General features: G+C 72.1%; 12 protein-coding genes. 6 read left to right on the top strand and 6 right to left on the bottom strand.

Translation table 11 applies throughout. The features are described 5' to 3' along the window. Window positions 1-131: 131 nt before the first annotated feature. Genes ABEA43_RS55550 through ABEA43_RS55540 form a run of 3 tightly spaced genes read right to left on the bottom strand, consistent with a single transcriptional unit; the run spans window position 132 to window position 2266 of the window. Window positions 132-569: an HIT family protein gene (locus ABEA43_RS55550; protein ID WP_345575297.1), complete on the bottom strand. Its 438-nt coding sequence runs from the start codon at window positions 567-569 to the stop codon at window positions 132-134. A gap of 21 nt (window positions 570-590) precedes the next feature. After that, window positions 591-1793: a chromate efflux transporter gene (chrA, locus tag ABEA43_RS55545; RefSeq protein ID WP_345575295.1), complete on the bottom strand. Its 1203-nt coding sequence runs from the start codon at window positions 1791-1793 to the stop codon at window positions 591-593. Between the two features lie 44 nt (window positions 1794-1837). Next, entirely contained in the window at window positions 1838-2266 is a 429-nt protein-coding gene (locus tag ABEA43_RS55540; protein WP_345575293.1) for a DoxX family protein, read from the bottom strand. 329 nt (window positions 2267-2595) lie between these two features. On the opposite strand from ABEA43_RS55540, the gene ABEA43_RS55535 reads away from it, so the two are divergent. Further along, window positions 2596-4545: an anthranilate synthase family protein gene (locus ABEA43_RS55535; protein ID WP_345575292.1), complete on the top strand. Its 1950-nt coding sequence runs from the start codon at window positions 2596-2598 to the stop codon at window positions 4543-4545. A gap of 82 nt (window positions 4546-4627) precedes the next feature. Here ABEA43_RS55535 and ABEA43_RS55530 read toward each other — a convergent pair whose 3' ends face one another. Together ABEA43_RS55530 and ABEA43_RS55525 are read right to left on the bottom strand one after the other, a co-directional pair. Further along, window positions 4628-5284 carry a class I SAM-dependent methyltransferase gene (locus ABEA43_RS55530; RefSeq protein ID WP_345575290.1) on the bottom strand — a complete coding sequence of 219 codons (657 nt, stop codon included), beginning with the start codon at window positions 5282-5284 and terminating at the stop codon, window positions 4628-4630. A gap of 124 nt (window positions 5285-5408) precedes the next feature. Then, window positions 5409-6830 (bottom strand): MFS transporter, encoded by a 1422-nt coding sequence (locus ABEA43_RS55525; RefSeq protein WP_345575288.1) that lies wholly within the window; start codon window positions 6828-6830, stop codon window positions 5409-5411. A 497-nt stretch (window positions 6831-7327) separates the two neighbouring features. On the opposite strand from ABEA43_RS55525, the gene ABEA43_RS55520 reads away from it, so the two are divergent. Then, the gene (locus ABEA43_RS55520; protein ID WP_345575285.1) at window positions 7328-8539 is read left to right on the top strand and encodes an acetate/propionate family kinase; all 1212 of its coding nucleotides are present in this window, start codon (window positions 7328-7330) and stop codon (window positions 8537-8539) included. Here ABEA43_RS55520 and pta read toward each other — a convergent pair. Next, window positions 8445-10541 carry a phosphate acetyltransferase gene (pta, locus tag ABEA43_RS55515; RefSeq protein WP_345575283.1) on the bottom strand — a complete coding sequence of 699 codons (2097 nt, stop codon included), beginning with the start codon at window positions 10539-10541 and terminating at the stop codon, window positions 8445-8447. The two genes, ABEA43_RS55520 and pta, sit on opposite strands and share 95 nt — an antisense overlap. A gap of 180 nt (window positions 10542-10721) precedes the next feature. On the opposite strand from pta, the gene ABEA43_RS55510 reads away from it, so the two are divergent. Genes ABEA43_RS55510 through ABEA43_RS55495 form a run of 4 tightly spaced genes read left to right on the top strand, consistent with a single transcriptional unit; the run spans window position 10722 to window position 21294 of the window. Then, window positions 10722-11582, top strand: a complete 861-nt coding sequence (locus ABEA43_RS55510; RefSeq protein WP_345575281.1) for a DUF4132 domain-containing protein — start codon at window positions 10722-10724, stop codon at window positions 11580-11582. Next, window positions 11579-16459, top strand: a complete 4881-nt coding sequence (locus tag ABEA43_RS55505) for a DNA-binding protein (RefSeq protein WP_345575279.1) — start codon at window positions 11579-11581, stop codon at window positions 16457-16459. Before ABEA43_RS55510 ends, ABEA43_RS55505 begins: the two co-directional genes overlap by 4 nt. Before the next feature lie 27 nt (window positions 16460-16486). Continuing rightward, the gene (locus tag ABEA43_RS55500) at window positions 16487-17653 is read left to right on the top strand and encodes an ATP-binding protein (protein ID WP_345575278.1); all 1167 of its coding nucleotides are present in this window, start codon (window positions 16487-16489) and stop codon (window positions 17651-17653) included. Continuing rightward, window positions 17650-21294 carry a vWA domain-containing protein gene (locus tag ABEA43_RS55495; RefSeq protein WP_345575277.1) on the top strand — a complete coding sequence of 1215 codons (3645 nt, stop codon included), beginning with the start codon at window positions 17650-17652 and terminating at the stop codon, window positions 21292-21294. Before ABEA43_RS55500 ends, ABEA43_RS55495 begins: the two co-directional genes overlap by 4 nt.

Here is a 21294-nt window from a genome sequence, read left to right as displayed (position 1 = left end):
AGCCTGCGCAGGCAATTCGCGCTGCCGCCGACGCCGTAGCCGGCTGCCGCGGACGCCGCAGAAGCCGCGGAAGTACCGCGTGCGCGGTAGCGGACCTGTCGTCCCCGCGCAGGAGGCGCCCGCGCTCCGGTTCAGCCGGTTGCCGCGGTGAGACGGCGGCGGACGGCTTCGGCGACGGAGTCGACTTCGGCCGGGTCGCTGTGCTGAGGAGCAGCCAGGAAGTCGATGCTGCGCAGGGGATGGGAGGCGGGCCGTGGGTAGAGCCAGGCGTGGAAGTGCTGGACGCGGTCACGGGTGGAGATGAGGTGGACGCGTTCGGCGTCGGTGGTGGCATGCAGGGCGATGTCGAGCCGGCTCAGCAGCGGGCCGAAGGTCGCCGTTTCGGAGGCGGTCATGTCGGCGAAGTCAACGAAGTGCCGCCGCGAGATGATCTTCATCGTACCTGGCCTGGAGGTTCCGGCGGGGCCGTGATGGACCAGCCAGAACTCGTCTCGGTGAACCCAGCCGCCTGGAGGTTCGTCGGTGGCCGCACTGAGATGGCAGTACGGGCAGGTGTGGTTGTCGCTCATGTGAGTCCTCCGGGAGGTCGGTCAGGTGAGCAGACTGTGGATCAGGCCGATGAGGGCGCCACCAGCGATGAACCAGGCGGTGTTGAGTTTGGTCTTCCACAGCAACGCCAGGGTCAGCGTGCAGATGGCCAAGGTGAGCAGGTCGATGACGGCGGTGCGGGCCAGGTGGTAGGAGACCCCGGCCATGAGGGCCAGGGCGGTGGCGTTCAGCCCGTCCAGGAGAGTGGAGGACCAGGCCCGGGAGCGCAGCCAGCCGGTGAGCCTGGTGAGCAGGCCGACGAACACGAACGAGGGCAGGAAGATCGCCACGGTGGCCAGGAACGCGCCAAGCGGACCGGCGACAAGGTAGCCGATGAAGGTGGCGGTGGTGAACACCGGGCCGGGAGTGACCTGGCCGATGGAGACGGCGTCGATGAGCTGCTGGTGGCTGAGCCAGCCGAGCCGCTCGACGAAGTCTCCGCGAAGGAAGGCCACCAGCACGTAGCCGCTGCCGTAGAGCACCGAGCCGATCTTCAGCATGGTGGTGAACAGCTGGGTCAGCTGGCCGCCGGTAGGGTCGGACAGGACCGGGAGCCGGCCGCCGAGCAGTGGCAGCAGCAGCATGTGCGGATGGCGCATCCAGGAACGCACGCGCGGCAGGTGGGCGGCAGCGGCCAGGACGGCTCCGGCGATGAGGATGAGCAGTTCGTTGCCGCCGAGCAGATAGGCCACCAGTGCGGCGAGCGCCAGAGCCGCCATCCAGATGTTCTTGATCACCGTCCGGAACAGGCTGAGCAAGGCGTGGGCGATGATGGCGATCACCGTGGGAACCACTCCGTACAGGATGCCGCCGACGGCGGGAGTGTCGCCGTAGCGGACATATGCCCATGCCAGCGCCGTCACCATGAGTGCGGCGGGCAGGATGAAGCACATGCCGGCCGCGACCAGGCCGCGCCAGCGGGCCCGGTCGAACCCGAGGTGGATGGCCAGCTCGGTGGAGTTGGGGCCCGGGATCAGGTTGGTCGCGCCGATCAGGTCGGCGAAGCGCTCATCGGTGACCCAGCCGCGGCGGCGTACCAGCTCGTCGCGCATCATCGCTATGTGTGCGGCAGGGCCCCCGAAGGCGATGGTGCCCAGTTTGAGGAACAGCAATGCGACCTCGCGGGTCACGCGCCAGGACGAATCGGGCCGATCGCCGCCGTGGCTGATGTCGCCCGTGTGGCCGTCGGCGGGGCGCTCATCCACTGTCACCACCCGCAAACGCGTCTTTCAGCAGTTCGGACCGCTCTCTAGGGAAGGCCCACCCGTCGGCGTCTGAGACCGCTGAACAACATCTTGGTCCGCGGCCAGCGGCGCCAGGCGACGATGGCGGCCACCACCAGCCAGAACAGCGGGGCCCATGGTGGGTCGTCGACGATGAACGCGTTGGTGAACGTGGCCGCTGTCAGCAGCGACACCAATCCGAGCGCGGCGAGGCCGCCCAGGGCGGGGATCAGCACACCGATCCCGCCGGCCAGCTCCAACGAGCCGACCACGTACCTGAACCATTGGCCGGCGCCGATACGGCCGAACAGATTCACCATCGACGGCACACCGAGGAGTTTCAGCGACCCGCCGATGATGAAGTCGAGGCCCAGCACGACCTGCACCACCCACAGCGCCTTGCCGGCTACTCGTCCCTTCGGGACGGTTTTGCTGATGGCTTCGTTGGCGTTCACACCGTCCACCTCGCTTCCGATAGGGAACTGGGCTGAACACGACGGTAATCGGCATATGCCGATTTTCCCACTACTCACGCGAGTAGGACTACCTGATTAAGGTGTTCACGCCATGCTCCCGGCCAGGTTCCGCGGCATCAGCCGCGTCCATGACGATGGTGCGCTGGGAGCGCGTGATCCAGCCGTGCCGAACGCTTTCCCATGGAGTGTTCACGCCATTGTCCGCTTGAATACCGCTGCGATGGTTGGCTTGCTCAGGTGATTGTCCAGCTCATTTCATCGTCGCAGGATCGAGGGAGGAACCCTGATCTCAGGAGAAAGGGCCAGATATGTTCGGGACAAATTCGGAGTCGGTCGACTCGACGCACGATGTGGCCGGTCTAGGCGAGGACGGGCGCGCCTTCGCCTTGCTCTACAGGCCGCACTCGGCTCAGAAAGCGCCCGTAGAGCTGCTCGTCGGCGAGGTCTCGCGTGCGGACCGTCTCGCCGACCTGCCGCTGCCCGATGCGGCGACGCTCCCTGCACCCGAACAGGACCTTCTCGTGGCGATCCCGTACCGGCAAATCATCGAGCGGGGGTTCGCCTGCCGCGATGACCATGCTCCGATGCTGGCGATGCGGGTCCAGGAACAGGCCGAACTGGACCTGGCTCAAGCCCTCACCTGCCTGCCCGACGAGAACGTGCGCGTTTTCGACGCCGGCTTCGATATCGACGATCAGGCGTATGCGGAGACCGCACGGCGGGTCCTGAGCGATGAGATCGGAAAGGGCGCCGGGTCCAACTTCGTCATCAGACGCTCCTTTATCGCACGGGTGGATGATTACTCGGTTCGTACGGAGCTCAGCATCTTCCGCCGGCTCCTCACCGGTGAGCTCGGGTCCTACTGGACATTCCTGTTCCACACCGGTGCGGGGACATTCATCGGCGCATCTCCGGAACGACACGTCAGCCTGACCGACGGCACGGTCGTGATGAACCCCATCAGCGGGACCTACCGGCATCCACCAGAGGGCCCCGACGCAGATGGGCTCTTGCAATTTCTGAGCGATTCAAAAGAGACGAACGAGCTTTACATGGTGGTCGACGAAGAACTGAAGATGATGGCCCGGATGTGCTCCATGGGCGGTCAGGTCCATGGCCCGTTTCTCAAGGAGATGACGCGCCTGACCCACACCGAGTACGACCTGAGCGGGCACAGCGACCTCGACGTACGCGGTGTGCTTCAAGAAACCTTGCTGGCCCCCACCGTAACGGGCAGTCCTCTCGAGAACGCCTTCCGGGTCATCAGCCGTCATGAGGCGACGGGCCGGAGATATTACGGCGGCGTTCTCGCGCTGATCGGCCGTGATTCTCTCGGCAGCCGCACGCTCGACTCGTCGATCATGATCCGGACCGGCGAGTTCAGCGACGACGGCCGACTGTCGCTGGGCGTCGGCGCCACTCTCGTCCGCGATTCGGACCCCAAGTCCGAGGTAGCCGAGACCCGCGCCAAGGCGGCGGGCATGCTCAAAGCGCTCGGCCTGGTGCAAGAGCCTCCCGGCACGGGCACGCGGCACACCAGGGCGAGCGCGCACGCGTCACCGGGCGCCGACCCGCGGGTGCGTCGGGCGCTGCAGGACCGTAACGCCACACTGTCCCGGTTCTGGCTCGACGGAGCGCACCGTAGTGCGCCGGATCCGATACTGCGCGGGCGACGCGTTCTGGTCGTCGACGGCGAGGACACCTTCACCGCGATGCTGGGCCATCAACTGCGCGCCCTCGGATTGGAGACCACGATCGCGCGGTTCGACGGCTCCCCGATCACGGAGGCGTTCGAACTCGTCGTCATCGGCCCAGGCCCCGGCGACCCTCGCGATGCGACGGATCCACGGATCGGCGCACTTCGGGGGCTCACCCGCGAGTTGCTCGCTGGTACGACTCCCTTCCTGTCCATCTGCCTCGGTCATCAGGTGCTCGCCGTCGAACTCGGATTTCAGCTCATCCGGCGCACGGTGCCCAACCAGGGCGTTCAGCGGCTCATAGACCTGTTCGGCCGGCCTGAACGAGTGGGCTTCTACAACACCTACAGCGCCCTTTCCGACAAGGGGCTCGTCTCCTGCGCGAGGCTACGCGAGCCCGTACGCGTCAGCCGCGATCGTCGAACGGGCGAGATTCACGCGCTGTACGGTCCGGGTTTTCGATCCCTGCAGTTCCATCCAGAATCGGTGCTCACCCAGCACGGGCCACAGATCCTCGCCGAGTCGCTTGCGTCGTTGGTCCCTGTCGCTCGCACCAGATGAAGACAACTGGAGCACGGCGGGCCGAGCGCCTGGACGTCGGCCACGGCACTCGACCCGCGCGTGGCCGACGTCCGTCTTCGCGTCAGGAGTCGCGCCAAGAGTCGCGCCAAGAGTCGATGGCGCCCCTGTCGCGGGCGTTCGCGTGCTGAGGGGATTTGACGTGACGCGCCGTGTACACGAAGGCGGGAGGCAGGTTCGCCCAGACGATCTTGCCGACCGCGACCTCTCCGAAAAGGGATTCAAGCAGCCGGCTGAAGCGACGGGCCGGCGGCGACCACGCGGCATGAACGTACGCGAACGCTACGAAGATCCCGTCCGGCGCCAGGCAGTCGCGGACAGCGCCCATCAGCAGATGCTGCAGGGGCTGGGAGAACAGCGCGTACGGCAGACCGCTGACGATCGCGTCGGCGCGATCCAAGCCACGTTCGCCAAGGAGCCGGCGCACATGCGCCGCGTCGCCGACGACGACGTCCACGGCTGGGAACCGGTCGCGTAGCAGCGCGGCGAACTTGTCGTTCAGCTCCATGGCCAGGTGGCGGCCACGTCCGCCGAGCCGGCGCTGGATCTCGGTGGTGAACGCGCCGGTGCCGGGTCCCAGCTCCACGACCACCGGATCGCCTTCTATGGGCAGAGTGGCGGCCATGCACCTCGCGACGCTCCGCGAGCTCGGGATGATCGATGCGGTGCGGAGCGGGTTCCTCAGGAACTCGCGGATGAAGAGATTGCGCTCGATGCCCATGTCAGGTCACCCAGTGCTCGATGGGCGGCTCCGATGCCGCCTCGAATTCGTCACCAGCATTGTCCTTTCGCCCTCCGGCGCGACAACTAGGCCTTGCGCCGGAATGGGAGGTCTTGGTGTGATCTCAGGTCGCGGAGCCGCCCGCCGGGCGCTGATCCTGGGCCACCTCAGCCTGCTCGCCGGGCACTCGCGTACGCAGGAGGGCGACGACCGACAACGCGCTGAGCACCGTCGCCACAGTCATGGCGCCACGCATCCCCGCAGGCTGGTAGGAGGAGACGGCCCACACCAACGTGGCCAGAGCAGGCCCGAAGGCGAACCCCATCGTTCGGGCGAGGCTGGTCGAGGAGCCGGTGGTCGCCAGCAACGGCGGCGGCGCGTTGGTCATCGCCATCGCCATGTTCGGAGCGTTGAACAGGCCGTTTCCACAGCCTGCCAGGAACAACCGCCACGCCAGATCGCCAACGCTCCATGAACGGTCCATCGGCAGGAGGAGAGCCAGGCCGACGGTGAACAGGACCGCTCCCAGGACGGCGGTCTTCCGGGACCCCCACCAGTCACCCAGGAAACCGCCGACCGGTCCCATCAAGGCCATTCCCGCGGGGAAGACGAGGACCGCGACGCCGGCGACCGACAGCGACTCGCCGAGCTCCCGTTGCATGAAGTACGGGACCATGAAGAACACGGTCCCGATGGCCGTCGCGGCCGAGGTCAGCGCGACATGCGGTCCCACCTCGCCCGGGACGCGGAAGAGGTCACGGATGGCACTGCTGACGGGCATGCGCAGCCACAGGACGAGGAGCGGTACCGCGATCAGCGCGAGCAACATCCATACGGGACCTCCGCTCGCCGTGAAGGAAAGAGCGAGCAGAAGCGCGGCGACGGCCGCGCTGAGCAGCAGGGCCTCGGTGAACCACTGACGTTCGGGCATCCGCAACGGTGCGTTGGCCGGCAGCATACGCAGTCCGACCGCCATGACGAGGACGCTCACCGGGACGTTGACGAAGAAGATCCACGGCCAGCCGAGGCCGTCGACGATCAGGCCACCCAGTCCTGGCCCGCTGATGAGCCCGAGCGGACCGAGGGTCGTGATCAGCCCCATGGCGCGACCGCGGGCCTGCGGCCGAACGGCAGTCGTGGCCAGCGCCGGAACCAGCGAGAAGAGCAGCGCGCCGAAGCTTCCCTGGACCAGCCGCGCGCCGACCAGCCACGCGAGGTTGGGCGCGAGTCCCGCTGCGACGCTCGCGAGGGCGAACCCGGTGAGCGAGAAGACCAGAGCCGGGCGCCGCCCGACACTGTCCAGCCAGCGGCCGCTCGGAAGGGCCAGACCGGCGAGCGGCAGAAGGTAGGCGAGCACCACCCACTCGGTCGTGCTGGTGGCGATGCCGAGATCCTGCTCGATCGCCGGCAGCGCGACGTTGACGATGCTCATGTCCACGGACGCCATGAACACGGCCAGGGCGGCGGCGATCACCAGCCACCATTGATCCCGTTCTCCGTCGGCCGTCGTTGCGGGACTTCCGCGACGTTCAGTCTCGTTGGCCATGGCCAGTCTCCTCGTCTCAGTAGGCCTCAGCCGGCTTCCTTCGACAATGCGATGAACTTGGCTTGTACGTTCGCGACTGTCGTGCTGAAGAACGCAGCACCCGAATGGGGGCTGGGTTCGGCTGTTGGCCAGGCTTGCCTGTCTGACGTGTCAGCACGGTGGGAACCCGCCGTAGAGCGGGGCGGCCGGGAGTCCGTGGACCGGCTGCGTACTGCCCGCCGATTCGCTGAGCAGGTGCCGCCGCATCGGATTCGTGGACAGAGGCGGGGAAACCGGGTGGTGGTGTTCCCAGCGCGTCTGTCCAGATGGCGGTAGGCACACTCGGACTTTACCCGAAGCTAAATAGATCAATCAAGATAATTTGGTTCATTTGGGGTTGATTCATTTGGCATTCGCTTCCCACAAGGAAGACCGCACGCTATAGCCACAGGGGCCTCCCTCGGATCGGCTCGCCGAGCGCTACGTCGGCGACGGCAGCGCGGAATAGGCTCCTGGACATGGCCGACCGCATCCTTGTCCTGAACACGGGATCCTCCTCGATCAAGTACGAGCTCGTGGATCCGCACACCCACCTGCGCTCGGCCAAAGGCCTGGTCGAGCGCATCGGGCAGGAGCAAGGACGCCTCACGCACCGGCGCGGCGGCGAGCCGCCGTATGTCCGTGACCGTCCCTTCCGCAGCCACGAAGAGGGCCTGGACGCGATGATGGAGGCGTTCGCCGCCGTCGGGCCGGAGCTGGAGCCGGTCGCGGTCGGGCACCGGGTGGTGCACGGCGGCACCCGGTTCATCGAGGCCGTGCTCATCGACGACGAGGTCATCGCGGCCGTCGAGGAGCTGGCCCCGCTCGCTCCCCTGCACAACCCGGTCAACCTGACCGGCATCCGGCTCGCGCGCAAGGTCTTCCCCGAGGTGCCGCAGGTGGCCGTGTTCGACACCGCCTTCCACCGCACGCTGCCGCCCGAGGCGTACACGTACGCGGTGCCGCGCGAATGGCGTGAGCAGCTCGGCGTACGGCGCTACGGCTTCCACGGCACATCGTGCGCGTACGTCTCGCGCCGCGCCGCCGCCGTCCTGGGCCGCGACCTCGCCGAGCTCAACCTGATCGTGCTGCACCTCGGCAACGGCGCCAGCGCCACCGCGATCCGCGGCGGCCGCAGCGTCGACACCTCCATGGGCCTGACCCCCCTGGAAGGGCTCGTCATGGGGACCCGCTCCGGCGACGTCGACCCCGCCCTCTCCGGCTATCTGGCCCGGGCGGGCGCGCTCGACGCCGAGCAGGTCGAGCAGGCGCTCACTCACGAGGGCGGCCTGCTCGCGCTCACCGGGTCCAGTGACATGCGCACCGTACGGGCCCGCGACGACGAGGAGGCCAGGCTGGCCCTGGAGATCTACGCCCGGCGGATCCGCAAGTACGTCGGCGCGTACTACGCCCTGCTCGGCCGGGTGGACGCGATCGTGTTCACCGGAGGGGTGGGCGAGCACGACGCCGCGACCCGCGCCGCCTCCCTGACCGGGCTCGACCGCCTCGGCATCGCCGTGGACCCGGCGCTCAACGAGGCGGAGTCAACGGGCGAGCGCGCGGTGTCGCCCTCGGATGCCGGCGTACCCGTCCTGGTCATCCCCACCGACGAGGAGCAGGAGATCGCCCGCCAGACCCTCGCCCGGCTGGCCTCCCCTCCTCAGCAGGCCGTTCCACCTGCGCGGCCGTGACGGCCACGGTGGTGACGATGTCGGCCACGGTCGCGCCCCGGGACAGGTCGTTGACCGGCTTGCGCAGCCCCTGCAGCACCGGTCCCACCGCGACCGCCCCGGCGCTGCGCTGGACGGCCTTGTACAGGTTGTTGCCGGTGTTGAGGTCGGGCACCACGAAGACCGTGGCCCGCCCGGCCACCTCGCTGCCCGGCATCTTGGTCAACGCCACCGAGGGGTCGACCGCGGCGTCGTACTGGATGGGTCCTTCCACCTGGAGGTCGGGGCGGCGCTCGCGAACCAGGCCGGTGGCGGCGCGCACCTTGTCGACGTCGGCGCCGGCGCCCGAGGCGCCCGTCGAGTAGGACAGCATGGCGATCCTGGGATCGACGCCGAACTGCGCGGCGGTGCCCGCTGAGGCGATCGCGATGCCGGCCAGCTGCTCGGCGGTCGGATCGGGGTTGACCGCGCAGTCCCCGTAGACCAGCACCCGGTCGGCCAGGCACATGAAGAACACGCTGGAGACCAGGCCCAGGCGCAGGATCTCGAACGCCGGCCTGATCGTGTGGGCCGTGGTGTGCGCCGCGCCCGACACCATGCCGTCGGCCATGCCGGTGTGCACCATCAGCGTGCCGAAGTACGAGACGTCGGTGACGGTGTCGCGGGCCAGCTCGACGGTCATCCCCCGGTGCGCCCGGACCGCGGCGTACTCGCGGGCGAACCGCTCGCGCAGCTCCGGATCGAACGGGCTGAGCACCTTGGCCTCGTCCAGGTCGAGACCGAGCTGGGCGGCCTGCACCCTGATGCGGTTCTCGTCGCCGAGCAGGGTGAGGTCGGCCACGCCACGGCGCAACAGCGTGTCGGCGGCGCGCAGGATGCGCGGCTCCTCGCCCTCGGGCAGCACGATGTGCCTGCGCCGGGTGCGCGCCCGGTCCAGCAGCTCGTACTCGAACATCAGCGGCGTGACGACGTCGGTCTTGGCGATGGCCAGCCGCTCCAGCAGCAACGGGCCGTCGACGTGCTCGGCGAACAGCCGCAGCGCCGTGTCGATCTTCCCGCCGGCTTCGGGGGTGAAGCGGCCCTCCACTGCCGACAGTCGGGTCGCGGTGTCGAAGGTGTCGTGGTCGGTGGCGATCACCGGCAAGGGGATCGCCATGCCGCGCAGCAGCCGATCGACCGGCGCCGGCAGATCGGTGCCGCCGGTCAGCACCACCGCCGACAGGGCGGGAAAGCCCGGAGACGTGTGCGCCGCGATGAGCCCGGGCAGCAGCGCGGCGGCCCGGTCGGACGGGATGATCACCGCTGCGCCCTCGGTGTAGCGGTCGAGGATGCTGGGCAGCGACATCGCGCCCACCATCAGCGCGCCCGCCTCCCGGCCGAGCCCGTCACGCTCGCCCAGGAAGAACCTCCCGTCGCACGCGTCGAGCAGGTCGGCGACGGTCGGGGCGCGCAGGGAAGGAGTCTCCGGCAGGACGAACACCGGCGTCGCATGGGCGATCACGGGCGGTTCCGCGCCCGCGCGGGTGATCACGACCGCGAGCTCATGGGCGTGGTGGTGGGCCAGCTCCTTGGACGACAGCTCGACCGCCGCGGCGATCTGCGCGGCCGTCCTGCCCCTCCCGCTCACCACGTTGATCACAGGGGTTCCCAGGTCCGCGGCCAGCGTGGCGTTGTACCCGAACTCCGTCGGCGCCCCCACGTCCGTGTAGTCGGTGCCGACCACCACGACCGCGTCGCACCGCCGGGCGAGGGCACGGTAGCGGGCCACGACCTCTCCGGCCGCACCGTCGCTGTCGGCGTGCACCTCGTCATAGGTGACGCCCGCGTAGGCGTCGTAGGGCAGAGTCAGCTGGAATCTGCTCCGGATGGTGTTGATCAGAGCGTCCTCGCGGCCGGCGCGGACGACCGGCCGGAACACCCCGACGTTCCCCACCTGCCGCGACAGCATCTCCACCAGGCCGAGGGCGACGGTCCCCTTGTTGCTCCCCGCCTCGCCGGCGGCGACGTACACAGCACGTGTCATGTCCCTCATTCTCCCTGGAAGGGGCGGCCGGCAGACGCCGGCCCGCTCGGCTCGGCACACCTCTTCGCGGCTATTGCCGGGAAAGTGATCCATTTGTCGGTCGGGCTCGCTAGCGTTCCCGCATCGCGGCGATGAGGGCCGCGGCGTTCGGTATCCCATGACCTTGGAAAGGCGGGCGCTTTGGGCTGGCTGGCGGCGGGCGACGGATATGAGGTCGCTCTCATGGAAGGCCGGGTGGCGGCACGCCCCACCAGTGGCCGTGCGGCGGGGCGGCAGCTCAAATCGCTGCCCAAGACCCTGCGTGAGCACCCCGAGGTCGACCGGCTGCGCCGGCTGGCCGAATGGCTCGACCGGCACGCGGCGGCCTGCGTGGCGCAGGCCGACACCTGGATGGTGTCGTCCCTGCCCGTTCCGACCGGGCTGCTGGCCCGGGTGTGGCAGGACGAGGCGTGGCAGTCGGCGCTGCGCGACCTCGCCGTCGTCGGCGACGACCCCGACGAGGTCGGGTTCCTGCGGGACGCCACCGCTTCGGGCGAGCTGCGGGTGGTCAACCTCGACGGCGAGACCGTGCGGTTGTCCCCGGAGACGGTGACGCTGCCCCATCCCGTCCTCCTGCCCGATCTGGACGACCTGCGGGAGTTCGCGGCGGAGCTGGGCGTGACGCAGAAGGTCGAGCAGATCCACCGGGCCACCTGGCGCAAGCCCGCCGAGGTGAAGGCGCGCGCGACGCAGGTGACGGAGTTCGCCGGCGGCAGGTACGCCTCCCGGTTCGGGCTGGCGGCCCGGGCCACGCAGCTCGGTTACCGGGTGTCCGGCGGCTATGCCACGTGCCGGGTCAGGGACGCGGGGCGCATCGCGGAGGCGGCGGTGTGGATCGGCGAGCCGTACTGGGACAGCGAGATGGAGACCGGCAACCTCACCTGGCACGACCAGGAGGGCAGGTCGTTGCCGCTGTCCGAGGTCGGGCCGGTGGCGTGGTCGGAGGGAATGCGGATGGCCGCCGCGCTGCACGCCGGCCGGCAGATCGAGGAGGGATCATGACGGGAGACGAGGTCTCGGAGGGCGTGACGGAGGCCGCACCGCACGAGGTCGCGGGCACGGTGGCGGAGGCGCGGGAGCTGTTGAAGGCCGGGGCCGTGTTGCCGCCCGGCACCGAGGGAGCGGGCGAGAACGCGGTGCCGCTGGTGGCCCGCGTCTACCGGCACCCCGGGCTGGACGACCGCGTAGTGGTCCGGGTCGTGGCCGAGGAGCTGCGGGCGGCCGAGGATCTGGCGGCCGGGTTCCTCGGGCTGGAGCCGGAGGGCGAGCCCGAGGTCGTCGGCGTGGGGCAGCGCCGCTCGCTCGGCTTCCCCGAGTGGGTGCTGGTGCATCATCCCGAGGACGGGCACCGGGCGCTGGCCGTCGTGCCCGAGCTCGAACGCATCGCCCGGCAGGCCAAGTCCAAGCCCAAGGCCGCGCTCGACGCGTACCAGGAGCTGGCCGGCCGGCTCGCCGCGTCCGTGCCGCACTTCCTGCCCACCTTCTACGAGCAGGCCGGTCGCGTCTTCACCGGAGTGGAGAACGCGACGTACGCCGGCCAGATGTTCTCCCACGCCCGCAGGACGGAGGCGCAGTTCGGGCTCGACGTGGACGAGGACCGGCTCGACGCCGTCTTCCTGGAGTTCGCGCTGGCGGGGGCGCTGCCGGTCAAGGTGCTGTCCGGGTACGCCAAGGAGCTGGCCGCCCGCCTGTCCGCCGACGAGGCACTGCGCCGCTTCACCCGGCTGTGCCTGCGGCGGACCGCGGGCGGGTTGCCGCCCTCCGCGCAGATGGCCCAGGACCTGCGCAAGCTCGCCCGCGCCGCGAAGACGGACGCCGACGCCGCCGAGCGCGCCTACCTGGCCGAGCTGATCGCCCTGCCGGCCACCCTGCGGGCGGCCACCGGCTGGTGGAGGTCGCACACGCCCGCCCTCGCCGCGCTGGGCAAGGACGACGCCGCCGTACGCGCGACGCTGCTGGAGATCATGCCGGAGGCCAGGGACCACGACATGGCCGGCGTGTGGCTGGAGATCCTGGAGTCGTCGGGAGCGGCCGACGAGCTGGCCGGGAGCACGCTGCGGCCCGCCGACGGCGTCGCGGGCTGGCTGACGCGCTTCCTGGAGCTCCGCGACAGCCCGTGGGGGCGCACGCCGCGCCTGCCTGGGCTCTACGCGCTGGTCGAGCGGCTGGGGGGCCCGCTGCGCGACGAGCTGAGCGCGGCCGGACGCACGATGAAGGCCGTCGAGGAGGTGGACCTGCTCGACCTGCTGCTGTCCATGGGCGTGCCGGTGGCCGACCCCGGCGAGCACCACCGCCTCTGGCTGGAGCGCTGGGCCGACGGCGAGGAGCAGCGCGACCTGGTGGCGCTGGAGGCCGACGGGCGCTTCCCGGGCTCGTTCCGGTCGGCCGCCTACACCTTGAGCGACGACGAGGGCGGCCATCGCGCGCTCCGGCTGCTGGCGGATTCCCCTGGCGGGGGCCCGATGCTGGCCGAGTGGGTGGGCGAGGTGGCGCGGCGCTCGTCGGCCGCCGGGCTGCCCGACCTGCCCGACGCCATGCGCCGCCTGGGCTGGCTGCCCGGCGAGGCGCTGACGCTGGCGGAGGAGGCGGTACGCGAGGCCGCCGCCCTGGACGTCGCCGACGTGCTGGCCCGCACACTGCGCGCCGGCCTGATCGACGAGCTGGGGTGGCCGGCCTGGGACGACGCCGCCGCGACCCTCGTGCCGCGCAAGGACGTGGACGACATCGTGGTCGCCGACGCCTGGCCGTACGCGATCGTCGCCGGGACCGCCCAGGTCCGCGTGCTCGGCCCCGAGGGCGCCGTGCTCACCCACGACCTGCGCGTCCCGCCCCAGGACACGTGGGGCGACCCGGGCTTCCACTACGTGGACGGCGAGCTGCTGGTCTACTGGCAGTCGAATGCCAAGGACAACCGGCTGCGCGGCTACTGGCACACCGCCCCCGACCGGCTCCTCGATCTGGAGGGCGACCGCGTACGGGGCGTCAAGCTCGACTACCACCGCGGCGACGACCCCGTCAGCCTGGCCCTGCCCGGCGGCGGACGCACCACCGGCCTGGGCGTGCTGCACCGGGGCGACACCTCCGTCCCCGACGAGCGCGCGGTGATGAGCGACGGGACCTCGTTCTGGGTGTGGTCCTGGGACAGGGACAGGGACGACCGCGCCGACGTCGGCTGGTACGAGTTCGACCCGGTCAGCGGGCGGCTGGGCCGCAAGGGCCTGCCGGGCTTCCTCACCGACGCGCTGCGCGACGCCCCCGCGGGCAGCGCCTACGTGAACAAGTATCATCGCGGCCTGGTCCTGCCCGCCCCCTCCGGCGCGCCCACGCCCGTCGGCACACCGGTCAACGGTGTGTTCGGCTGGCGGGTGGTGCGGCTGCCCGACGGGTCCATCCGGGGTGAGGACGCGGGCGGGCTCAGCGTCACCGTGCCCGCCGGCACCGAGGTTCCCGAACGCGCGCTGCTCTTCCCTGGCGCCGGGCACGCCTGTGCCGTCGTACGCGGCAGCTACCAGCTCGACCTGGTCGGCTCCGACGGCGTGCGCACGGCCACGGTGAAGACCGACAGGGAGCCTGGGCCGTTCGGCAAGGGCACGATCATCCTGCCGCCTGGGCGGTACTGGACGTACTTCGAGCCCCGCGACGCCGAGGGGTCGGCCGTGTTGCGCAGGATCGACGGCGGCACCGCGGCCTCGCTGCTCAAGGCCGCGGAAGCCGGCGACGACGACCTGGCCGCCCAGATCAGGTCGCTGCTGCCGGGCGTCACCGACGACGCGCTGGTGGCGGGCATCGCCGGAGTCACGCGTTTCGCCGCCACCGAGCAGGCCACGCTGCGTACCGTCGTTGCCAGGCTCGGCGAGGCGCTGTCCGGCGGGCGCCGGGCGCGCGGGCCCGCGGGCCCCTCCGATCAGGTGATCGGCGAGGCGCTCAGCGGGCTGGCCGTCAGCGCCGGCTCCTACTGGCAGAGCGGCGAACGGGACGGCGTCTTCCGCCAGATCCAGGCCATCGGCGAGCTGCTGTCCGCCGCGGACGTGGCCGCCGCGGCGGCCACGCTCCACCTGGACCTGCCCGAACTGCCCGGCTCCGCCCTGCGCTGGCCCCTGCTGCTCGATCACGTGCCCGCCGTGGCCTTCCGCGCCGCCGCCGCCACGATCGACGCCGAGCATCGCACCGTGCTGCGGGCGCTGCTCGCGGAGCTGCAGCCGCTCTCGGCCGCACCCGGCCGGTGGCGGCGGATGACGCTGCGGCTGGAGGAGCGGCACATGGCCACGCAGAACGGCAGGCGGCGCAACGGATCCTGGCTCGGGTCGCTGCCGCTGGGCGGCGGGGCGTTCATCGCCTTCGTGACCATGCTCGAGTACGACAACTCCGGGGTCACCTGGGACGCGCTCTTCCACGATCCGGCGGGCAGGTTCGAGGTGCCACGGCCGTACTCCGTCGTCTCCTCCTCCCCGATCGGCGGGGACCGGCGGGACGGCTGGGCCGAGGCGTTCCTCGCCGAGCTGGAGGCGCGCGGGCCGGCGCCGTGGCGGCCGGAGGCGGCCGACGGGTTCGCCCGGCTGACCGGCGTCTCCAGGACCCTCGCGAGCCTGGTGGTGGCGGGGATGCCGGACGTCGAGTCGTACCAGCGCAATTTCCTGTCCAAGGAGACGCGCACCACGATCGACGTGAAGGCGTCGGAGGCGTGGGTCGCCAGGGACCAGCTCCGCGACCTGCGGGACGGCGTGCGGGAGGCCCTCATCTCGGCGCTGCTGCCCGCGGACCCGGCCCGGCTCTGGACCGACGGCCCCGACGTGACCGCCGCGGCCGGGGTGTGGAACGCCATGGTCGGCAGGCAGGTGGCCGTCCCCGAGTGGCTGCTGGCTGAGGCCACCCGCGCGGTCAGAACGGACTGGGACGCGGGCCGCGCGCTGCGCGCCCTCATCGACCCGGCTTCCAGCCGCGAGCTGAGCCACGACCTGTCCTGGGTCGTGCTGGGCGACCGGGTGCGCCCGGCGGACGGGCAGGACGCGGGGTTCGAGGGGGACACGCTGGTCGCCGTCGTCTCCATGGCGGCGTGGCTGGCCCACCGGCTGCCCGCCGGCGACCCGGTCCGGGCGGCGCTGCCCGCCGCGCTGGCCACCGTACGCGAGCGGCTGGCGGCGCCCGGGCTGATGCTCGACCTCGACCGGTACATCGACCTGCCCGCGTACCGGAAGGCCGCGGGCGCGGCGACCGAGACCGGCGAGGGATTCCTCCGGTACGGGTGCCTCATCCTGCCCACCCACGACGACCGGCCCGCACCCGGCATCCGGGTCGGCCTGCTCGACGGGGACGACCCCTACCTGAGGGCGCTGCTCGGGATGGAGGAGCCGTTCGCGGCCGAGATCGCCCTGCGCCTGGCGCGCGACCCGCGCTTCGAGGCGCTGCTCTCCGGCGTCGAGGGCGCGGAGTGGTGGCCGCAGGACCCGGCCCGCTCGGTGCCCGACCTGGTGGCCGAGGCCGCCACGGCGTACGGGATCGGCGCGGACGCCGCGGCCCTCTACCTGATGCTGCTGGCCATGCCGGACCCGACCGACCGCAACGTCGCCCGCTGGACCGGGTGGAAGCCCGCCAGGCTCAAGGCGGCACGGGCCGAGCTGGCCGCCACCGACCTCGTGATCGAGGCCGCCAGACGGCGGGCGGGGCGCTCGCTGTTCCTGCCCGGCGGATGGACGGAGCCGGCCGCGCCCAGCCTCCCCGTCGAGCGGTGGAAGCTGCAGATGTTCCCGGCGTGCCCCGGGCTGCCGCTGGTGCCGCTCGAACCCGTCGCCGGCCTGTACGCCAAGGCCTGGGCGCGGATCCGCGAGGGCGACCTGCCCCGCTACGAGGAGCTGAAGGTCCGGACCGGACGGCGTCGTTGAACCCCCTTCTTCACGTGAGGACTACCCATGACCGATGATCAGATGACGGCGGAGGCTCCGTCCCGCCAGGTGCTCGCGGCCGAGGAACGCTACGCCACGGAGCTGGCCTTCCTCGCCGCCTACGACGACGGCCCCCGCCCGCCCGGGTGGGTGCTGACGCCGCGGACGGTGGTGACGTTCGTCTGCGGCAGCGGCGGCGACGCGCTCGAACTGCCCAGGGAGCGGCGGACCGCCGGGGGGCCGGCGAGCATGAAGGTGGCGGCCAAGTTCGTCGGCGAGCGCTCGCTCGTCGAGCGGTGCGTGGTGACGCTCGTCGGCGAGCGCGGGCTGCTGCTCGTGGGCGAGCCGGGCACCGCCAAGTCGATGCTGTCGGAGCTGCTGGCCGCCGCCGTGTGCGGCACCAGCGCCCTCACCGTGCAGGGCACGGCCGGCACGACCGAGGACGCCTTCCGCTACGGCTGGAACTACGCCCTGCTGCTGGCACAGGGGCCGTCCCGGAGCGCGCTGGTGGACTCGCCGGTGCTCACCGCGATGCGCTCGGGCCGGGTGGCCCGGGTGGAGGAGATCACCCGCTGCCTGCCCGAGGTGCAGGACGCGCTGGTGTCGATCCTGTCCGACCGGCGCGTGAGCGTGCCGGAGCTGGCCGGGATGGAGGACGCGCAGGTGCCGGCGGCGCCCGGGTTCACCGTGATCGCCACCGCCAACCTGCGCGACCGTGGCGTGTCCGAGATGTCCGCGGCGCTGAAGCGGCGCTTCAACTTCGAGACCGTGGGGCCCATCGCGGACGCCGCGGCGGAGACCGCCCTGGTGCGGCGCCAGGCGACCGCGGTGGTGCAGCGGGCCGGGGCGGCGTTCGGGGTGGACGACGCCGTGCTGGAGGCGCTCGTGACGGTCTTCCGCGACCTGCGCAACGGACGCTCCGACGAGGGCTGGGACGTGGAGCGGCCGGGCACCGTCATGTCCACGGCCGAGGCGGTGCAGGTCGCCGCCTCGCTGGGGGCGGCGGTCGCCTACCTGCCCGCCGGTGACGTCCTCGACCTGGTGCCTGGGCACCTGCTCGGCGTGGTCCGCAAGGACGATCCCGCCGATCACGGGCGGCTGCTCGGCTACTGGGACGGGCCGGTGCGGCGGCGGGCGGAGGACGGGTCGGCGATGTGGCGGCGGCTCTGGGACCTGCGGGAGAGCCTCCGGTGACGCCTTTCGGCCCTCGTGAGACGGTCGGCGCCCTGGCCGGGTCCGTCCGGCCGTACCTGATCGGGGTGCGGCATCACAGCCCGGCGCTGGCCGTGGTCGTGTCCGCGCTGCTGGAGGCGGCCGATGCCGAGGTGGTGTGCGTCGAGCTGCCCGCGGACTTCCAGCCGTGGCTGGAGCACCTGGCCGCTCCGGAGACCGTCGCGCCGGTCGCGCTGGCGGGGGCGGGGGCGGATGGGGGGCTCGGCTTCTACCCGTTCGCGGACTTCTCGCCGGAGCTGGTGGCGGTGCGGTGGGCGTGGAAGCGGGGGGTGGAGGTGGTGTGCTGCGATCTGCCGCTGTCGGACCGTGGCGTGTACGCCCCTGCCCCGGACGCCCCCGTCCTCGTTCCGGACGGCCCTGCCCTCGTTCCGGACGGCCCTGCCCTCGTTCCGGACGGCCCTGCCCTCGTTCCGGACGGCCTCGTCCCTGATGCCCCTGCCCTCGTTCCGGACGCCCCCGTCGCGGACGGCCCTGGGCCGGACGGTCCCGGGGCGGCGGCGGCGCCGCGGCGGCGGTCGTTCGCCGATGCGCTGGCCGCCTCCGGCACCGGTCGCGAAGGCGACGACATGTGGGATCGGGTCGTGGAGGTCCTCGCCCCCGAGAGCGAGCCCGAGGCCGTACGCCGGGCCGCGCTCGGCGTCGGCTGGGCCCTGCGCAGGGACGCCGAGGAGTCGGGCGGCGTCCCGGCCAGGGACCTGGCGCGCGAGGCCCACATGCGCCGCGTCATCGCCGAGGCCGCGTCCGGCGGCCGCCGGGTCGCCGCGGTGATCGGCGCCTTCCACGCCCCGGCCCTCGTCACGGCCGGCTCCCCCGAGCCGGCCGCACCGCTCGCCGGAACCGGGCCTCAGCCGGAGACGGTCGTCTCGCTCGTCCCCTACGCGTTCGACCTGCTCGACTCCCGCTCCGGCTACCCCGCGGGCATCCGCGATCCGAGCTGGCAGCAGGTGGTGTTCGAGGCCGGCGGGGACCCCGGCCGGATCACCGACGGCGCCGCCCGGGCCATCACGGACCTGTGCAGGGAGATGCGGCGGGCCGGCCACACGGCGGGCACCGGCGAGGCCACGGAGACCCTCCGCCTGGCCGGTGACCTGGCCAGGCTGCGCGGCCTGCCCGCCCCGGGGCGCGGGGAGCTGATGGAGGCGGTGACCACCGTCCTCGGCCAGGGCGAGCCCCTCGGCCGCGGCCGGGCGCTGGCCCGCGCCCTCGACACCGTCTTCGTCGGCACCCAGCGCGGCAGGACCTCCCCCGGCACCCCGCGCTCGGGCCTCGGTCCCGCCGTGGAGGCCGAGCTGAAGGCACTGCGGCTCCCGGGCCCCGACGACCAGGACCGGCGGGAGGTACGTCTCGACCCGCTCCGCTCCGACCTCGACGCGCGCCGCGAGATCCTGCTGCGCCGCCTGCTGGTCTGCGGCGTCGGCTACGGCGAGCCGATCGAGGTGGCGGGCACGGGCGACGCCACCGCGCTCAGCACCAAGTGGCGGCTCACCTGGACCCCGGCGGTCCCGGCCCTGCTCGACCTGGCGGGCGTACGCGGCGTGACCCTGGCGCAGGCCGCCGCGGGCACGTTGCGGGAGACGTACCGGCGTGAGTCCGCGGAGGGCGGGCCGACGTGCGGGCTCATCCTCGACGGCCTGCGCGCGGCGGCGCAGTGCGACCTGCCCGAGCTGGTCGCCGACCGCCTCACCGAGGCCGCCGTCGCGCTGCCCGCCACCGCGACCCTGGCCGAGCTGCTGGCCGCGCTCGACCTGCTCGAAGCCCTCCGCCGCGAGCACCTTCCCGGCACCACGCCCGAGGGCCGCGCCCAAACCGTCGAGCTGGCCGGCACGCTGCTGGAGGCGGCGGTCCGGGCGCTTCCCGGCCTGGCGGGCAGCGAGCAGCCCGAGGACGCCGCCGCCCTGGTCGCGCTCGTCACCCGTACCGGTGAGGACCGCCTGGGGCTGCGGATGGACGACGTGCTGGCCGAGCTGGCGCGTACGGCGTCCCCGCTCATGCAGGGCGCGGCGCTGGCCGCTCGCGTGCTGCTGGACCTCGACGGGGCCGGCACGCTGGGCGCCCGGGCGGCGGGCTGGATCGACCGGGCCACCGGCCCGGACGGCCGCCGTCGCCTCGGCCGCCTGCTGACCGGCGTGCTGACCGCCGCGGGCCCGCTGCTCGAATCGGCTCCCGCGGCGCTGCACCCCCTCATGGACCGCATCGACGACCTGGCCGACAAGGAGTTCCTGGACCGGCTGCCGGCGTTGCGGGGCGGGTTCGACACGCTGACCCCGGCGGCGCGTACGCGGCTGCTGGGCACGGTGTCCGAACGGCTCGGCGAACGGCCTGACCTGTCCCTGGACGCCCCGCCCGAGCTGGTCGGCCTCTGGACGTCCGCCGACGCGGCGGCCCTGACGGTCCTGCGCTCACTCGGCCTGCCCAGAACGACCGCTCCCACCGCTTCACCGGCGCCTGCCGAAGAGCCGGCGGCCGTGCGGCCGAAGGCGGAGCACAGGCTGGTGCCGGTCGATCGGTGGCGGCTGCTGCTCGGCCGCGAGTCCCAGAAGCTGCCGCCCCAGGCCCGCGCCTACGCGCGTGCCCTCGACGAGCTGTACGGAGCCGGGCGCGGCGAAGGCTCCGATGACTTCGGCCCGCCGGGCGAGGGCGGCGGCCAGGAGGAGTCGTTCCCGACGGCGCGCGAGTGGGCCGAGGAGCTGGAGGCGCTGTTCGGGGCCGACGTTCGTGAGGAGGTGCTGGCCGGCGCGGCCGACGCCGGGCGTACCGACGTGCTGGCGGAGCTGGACCCGGCCTCGGTACGGCCCTCGATCGAGCTGCTGACCTCCGTGTTGTCCCTGGCGGGCGGCCTGCCCGAGCAGCAGCTCGCCAAGCTGCGGCCCCTCGTGCGGCGCCTGGTGGCCGAGCTCACCCGCGAGCTGGCGACCAAGCTGCGCCCCGCCATGACCGGCCTGGCGAACCCGCGCCCGACCCGCAGGCCCGGCGGCCCGCTGGACCTGCCGCGCACCCTGCGCGCGAACCTCAAGCACAGCCGGCGCCTGGACGACGGGCGGCTGGTGGTGGTGCCGGAGCGGCCGGTGTTCAGCACGCGGGCGCGGCAGGAGGCCGACTGGCGGCTGATCCTCGTCGTGGATGTGTCCGGCTCGATGGAGGCGTCGGTGGTGTGGTCGGCGCTGACCGCCTCCGTCCTGGCGGGGGTGCCGACGTTGTCGACGCACTTCCTGACGTTCTCCACGCAGGTGATCGACCTCACCGACCAGGTGGCCGACCCGCTCTCGCTGCTGCTCGAAGTGCGGGTGGGCGGCGGTACGCACATCGCGGCCGGCCTGTCCCGGGCACGCTCCCTGGTGACCGTGCCCAGCCGGACGCTCGTCGTGGTCGTGAGCGACTTCGAGGAGGGCTATCCGATCGGCGGGCTGCTCGCCGAGGTGCGCGCCCTCGCGGGCTCCGGCGTCCACCTGCTGGGCTGCGACGCCTTGGACGACGGCGGGGCGCCACGTTACTCGCTGCCCATCGCCCAGCAGCTCGTCGCGGCCGGGATGCCGGTCGCCGCGCTCAGCCCGCTCGCCCTCGCCCGCTGGGTGGGGGAACGCCTTCGCGGAGAGAACCGGTGA

It is taken from the genome of Nonomuraea rosea (assembly GCF_039539705.1).
GTDB classification, from domain to species: domain Bacteria; phylum Actinomycetota; class Actinomycetes; order Streptosporangiales; family Streptosporangiaceae; genus Nonomuraea; species Nonomuraea rosea.
This window is presented reverse-complemented; position numbering and strand designations above follow the sequence as displayed.